The organism is Candidatus Electronema sp. JC, assembly GCF_048287365.2.
Classification (GTDB): Bacteria; Desulfobacterota; Desulfobulbia; order Desulfobulbales; family Desulfobulbaceae; genus Electronema.
This window is the reverse complement of record NZ_JBLWEM020000036.1, coordinates 1-2,925: the sequence shown is the minus strand read 5'-3', so window position 1 is coordinate 2,925 and position 2,925 is coordinate 1. Positions and strand designations below refer to the sequence as shown.

General features: G+C 58.9%; 3 protein-coding genes and 1 pseudogene. All 4 read left to right on the top strand.

What is annotated here, in order from left to right; all coding sequences use genetic code 11:
* Positions 1 to 247 (top strand): annotated as a pseudogene (locus tag ACNKH3_RS05900) (IS982 family transposase); the annotation flags it as partial.
* Positions 248 to 359: 112 nt separating this feature from the next.
* Positions 360 to 1,805, top strand: a complete 1,446-nt coding sequence (locus ACNKH3_RS05895) for a DEAD/DEAH box helicase (protein WP_417916916.1) — start codon at positions 360 to 362, stop codon at positions 1,803 to 1,805.
* 117 nt (positions 1,806 to 1,922) lie between these two features.
* Positions 1,923 to 2,165, top strand: coding sequence for a GlsB/YeaQ/YmgE family stress response membrane protein (locus ACNKH3_RS05890; RefSeq protein WP_417916917.1), 243 nt, complete (start codon positions 1,923 to 1,925; stop codon positions 2,163 to 2,165).
* Positions 2,166 to 2,279: 114 nt separating this feature from the next.
* Positions 2,280 to 2,925 (top strand): signal recognition particle receptor subunit alpha (locus ACNKH3_RS05885; protein ID WP_420208580.1); only part of this gene is annotated, 646 nt, incomplete at its 3' end.

Below are 2,925 nucleotides of genomic sequence, written 5' to 3'. Positions count from 1 at the left end.
CAGAAAGAATATGAAATCAACATTGCCTGAACATCTTCTCAAATTTTGCAGGCGTGCAAGAAAGCGCATCGAAACTGTCGGCTCACAACTCATGGGCCGCTTCAAAGCCGGTCATATTCGCGTGCATGATTTCTGGCATTTTCAACACCGTTTGATCAGAAAAAATTTGGCGCATACTGTCTGTGTTTTCATTAACTTATCCTGCAATCTCCCTCCGCTTGATCTGGATGGGCTGGTTGCTGTATAAAGAGTTGCACATTAGGTTAGTCTTTATAGAAAAAGAAGGCCGCCAACATGCAGGGGGCGGTCTCCTGCGTCATCGTGCGCCTGCCTCATTTGTTTCCGCATCACCTCTGAATATGATCAAAGCCTTTTTCGCTCAAGTAGGAAGACATTTCAAACAAGCCTGGTCAGGCAGAAAGCAGCATGAGACCGCGCCTGAACCCAAGCCAGTCGAAGCTGTTGCCAGCCCGACGCAGCCTGCGTCAAGCCAGCAGCCAGCCCGCCGCCGCAGGCCAGAGCGTCCCAAAAAGCCGCAGCCGCCAGCATGGAGCGTGGCTGATTTCCCGGTTGATCCGGTCGAGGGCCGTAGCCGTTTTCATGATTTCACCCTGCCTGCGGAGCTGATGCGCGGCATTGCCGACCTTGACTTTAAATACTGCACGCCAATCCAGGAGCAGGCCCTGCCCGCCGCGCTGGAGGGCAAAGACATCATCGGCAGAGCAGGCACCGGCACTGGCAAAAGCGCGGTTTTCTTGGTCGCGCTCTTCACCCGCCTGCTCAAGGACACGCAGGCCCCCCGCAAGCCGGGCCTTCCCCGCGCCCTGATCATCGCCCCGACCCGCGAGCTGGTGGCGCAGATCGCCAAGGACGGCAAGGCATTGGGCAAATATCTCCCGCTGCGCGTCGTCGCGGTCTTTGGCGGCACCGAGTACCAGAAGCAGGAGCAGCTTCTCAGCAGCCAGCCGGTGGATGTGATCGCGGCCACGCCGGGCCGTCTCCTCGACTATGTTTCCAAGCGGGTGATCAGCCTGGAGCAGGTTGAAATCATGGTCATTGATGAGGCCGACCGGATGCTGGACATGGGCTTCATCCCGGATGTGCGCCGGATCATTTCCCGCCTCCCGCCCAAGGAGCAGCGACAGACCCTGCTCTTCTCGGCCACAGTCAACGAGGATGTCAAGCATCTGGCGGCACAGTGGTGCGTCAAGCCGGTCTCAATTGAGAGCGACCCGGAGCAGGTGGCGGTGGAGACAGTCAGGCAGGTGATTTACACCGTCACCAGCGAGGAGAAATACACCATTCTCTACAACCTGCTTGCTGGGCAGGAGTCGGGGCGGGTGATGGTTTTTGTCAACATGAAGCACGAAGCAGCCAGACTGCACGAGCGTCTGCGCAGCAACGGCATTGAAGCGGTGCTTCTCAGCGGCGATGTGCCGCAGGAGAAGCGCATGTCGCGCTTGGAGCGGTTCCGCGACGGCAAGGTCAAGGTGATGATCGCCACAGACGTGGCTGGCCGGGGCATCCACATTGACTGCATCAGTCACGTCGTCAACTACACGTTACCCTACGAGCCGGAGGACTATGTCCACCGCATCGGCAGAACAGGCCGGGCGGGCGAAAGCGGCATCGCAGTCAGCTTCGCCTGCGAGGAAGGCGCGTTCCAGCTCCCGGCCATTGAAGAATACATAGGCAAGGCACTGCCCTGCGTCGTGCCAGAAGAGAAGCTGCTCGTTCCCCCGCCGCCGCCGTCTGTAGCCGCAGCTCCTCCGGCTCAAGAGCAAAAACGACGCAGGCGGAGATAAGACCCCCGCTTTCCCTTTGCAGTCCGGCTGCCTGCGGAGTATGCTTCCAACCGCTTGAGGAACTACCTCAAGGCGGCTTTCGACTGCCGCCAAACAGTATCTTCCAAGGAGGAGATCATGGGACTGATCATTTTTCTCTGCATCGGTGCGCTGGCCGGCTGGATAGCCGGGCGGCTGATGAAAGGCTCCGGCTTCGGCCTGCTCGGCAACATGGCCGTGGGCATCATCGGCGCAGTCATCGGCGGCTGGACCTTCAGCCAGCTTGGCATTTCTATCGCCAACGGCTTTATCGGCTCGTTAGTCACTTCTGTGGCCGGGGCCTCAATCCTGCTTTTTTTTGTCGGGCTGTTTAAGAAGTGAGTGCTCATCACAGGCAGGATGAAGCCTGCCAAAAAGTTGCACTTGGAACTTGAATCCGCACCGGGTATCTTTTTTAAGAGTTGCACATTACATCACCCAAGAGGTTTGAGAGTTATGCTGGGCTGGTTTAAAAAGAAATTCTTCCAACAGGATGAGCCTGCGGCAGTTGCTGCCACTCCGCCTGCCGAACAGGAGGCTGCCTCTTCGCGGCCACCGCCGACAGCAGGTGTTGAGCAGCAGAAACCCTCGATGTTCAAGCGGCTGCAAGAGCGTCTGGGCAAGAGCCGGGACGCGTTTGTCCACCGCCTTGACCGCCTGCTGCTGGGCCGGAAGAAGATTGACCAGGAGCTGTATGACGAGCTGGAGGAGCTGCTAATCACTGCCGATCTCGGCGTGAACACCTCCCTGCATCTGCTGGAGACGGCCAAGGCGCGGGTCAAGCGCGACCAGCTCAGTGATCCGCAGGCGCTGAAGCAGGTGCTGCGCGATCAGATTCTCGCCTTCCTCCTCGCCTCCGACCGCCCTGCGGAGCTGGCTCTGCCGGAGCATGGCCCCTTTGTGCTTATGGTTGTGGGCGTGAACGGCGTGGGCAAAACCACCTCCATTGGCAAGATAGCGGCCAAGTTTGTCAAAGCAGGACAGTCGGTGCTGCTGATTGCGGGTGACACCTTCCGCGCAGCCGCTATTGACCAGCTCAAGATATGGGGTGAGCGCGCCGGAGTGGAAGTCCATGCCGGGCCGCCGAAAGCGGATCCTTCCT

What these genes read in the sequence shown, in the direction of transcription:
- ACNKH3_RS05890 (WP_417916917.1), top strand. Translation starts at nt 1,923, where the DNA reads ATGGGACTGATCATTTTTCTCTGCATCGGTGCGCTGGCCGGCTGGATA.
- ACNKH3_RS05895 (WP_417916916.1), top strand. Translation starts at nt 360, where the DNA reads ATGATCAAAGCCTTTTTCGCTCAAGTAGGAAGACATTTCAAACAAGCC.